This window comes from Bradyrhizobium sp. i1.15.2 (assembly GCF_040548425.1).
Lineage (GTDB): Bacteria > Pseudomonadota > Alphaproteobacteria > Rhizobiales > Xanthobacteraceae > Bradyrhizobium > Bradyrhizobium canariense.
In genome coordinates, this window is record NZ_JBEPRQ010000073.1 from 1 (window position 1) to 1,645 (window position 1,645).

Annotated in this window: 1 protein-coding gene; it reads left to right on the top strand. The window is 65.3% G+C overall.

The features are described 5' to 3' along the window. On the top strand, nt 1–1,645 hold a 1,645-nt coding region (locus ABIB80_RS39235), incomplete at both ends, for a chemotaxis protein CheA (protein WP_354129644.1).

Genomic DNA, 1,645 nt, shown 5'->3' on the forward strand with positions numbered 1-1,645 from the left:
CCAAGGCGCCCAAGGACAAGGCCGCGCCGAAGAAGTCGATCGCCGACGAGGGCGCCGGCGAGGGCGCCAGCATCGCCAACCAGTCGATCCGCGTCAACGTGGATACGCTGGAGCATCTGATGACCATGGTCTCCGAGCTGGTGCTGACCCGCAACCAGCTGTTGGAGATCTCCCGCCGCAACGAGGACACCGAGTTCAAGGTGCCGTTGCAGCGGCTGTCCAACGTCACCGCCGAGCTGCAGGAAGGCGTCATGAAGACGCGCATGCAGCCGATCGGCAATGCCTGGCAGAAGCTGCCCCGCATCGTTCGCGACCTCTCGAGCGAACTCGGCAAGCAGATCGAGCTGGAGATGCACGGCGCCGACACCGAGCTCGACCGCCAGGTGCTCGACCTGATCAAGGACCCGCTCACCCATATGGTGCGCAACTCCGCCGACCATGGCCTGGAGACTCCGGCCGAGCGTCTCGCCGGCGGCAAGGGCGAGCAGGGCACCATTCGCCTGTCCGCCTATCACGAGGGCGGCCACATCATCATCTGCATCGCCGACAACGGCCGTGGCCTGAACACCGACAGGATCAAGGCCAAGGCGATCTCCTCAGGGTTGGTCACCGAGGCCGAGCTCGAGAAGATGAGCGAAGCCCAGATCCACAAGTTCATCTTCGCGCCGGGCTTCTCCACTGCTGCCGCCATCACCTCGGTGTCGGGGCGCGGCGTCGGCATGGACGTGGTGCGCACCAATATCGACCAGATCGGCGGCACCATCGACATCAAGTCGGTCGCCGGCGAAGGCTCCTCCGTCACCATCAAGATCCCGCTGACGCTCGCCATCGTCTCCGCGCTGATCGTGGAAGCCGCCGGCGACCGCTTCGCGATCCCGCAGCTCTCCGTGGTCGAGCTGGTGCGGGCCCGCGCCAACTCGGAGCACCGCATCGAGCGCATCAAGGACACCGCGGTTCTCCGGCTGCGCAACAAGCTGCTGCCGCTGATCCATCTCAAGAAGCTGCTCAAGATCGACGACGGCGCCGTCTCCGATCCCGAGAACGGCTTCATCGTGGTGACGCAGGTCGGCAGCCAGACCTTCGGCATCGTCGTCGACGGCGTGTTCCACACCGAAGAAATCGTGGTCAAGCCGATGTCGACGAAGCTGCGTCACATCGACATGTTCTCGGGCAATACCATCCTGGGCGACGGCGCGGTCATCATGATCATCGACCCCAACGGCATTGCCAAGGCGCTCGGCGCCGCCGGCTCCTCGGCCCATGACATGAACAGCGAGAACGGGGCTCACAGCATCGGAAGTGGCGAGCAGACCACCTCGCTGCTGGTGTTCCGCGCCGGCTCGTCCCAGCCCAAGGCGGTCCCGCTCGGGCTCGTCACCCGCCTGGAAGAACTCCCGGCCGACAAGATCGAGTTCTCGAACGGCCGCTACATGGTGCAGTACCGCGAGCAGCTGATGCCGCTCGTTGCCATGGAGAGCGTCACCATCGCGAGCCAGGGCGCCCAGCCGATCCTGGTGTTCTCCGATGACGGCCGCTCCATGGGCCTCGTCGTCGACGAGATCATCGACATCGTCGAGGAACGGCTCAACATCGAGGTCGGCGGCTCCTCCTCCGGCATTCTCGGCTCGGCCGTGATCAAGGGCCA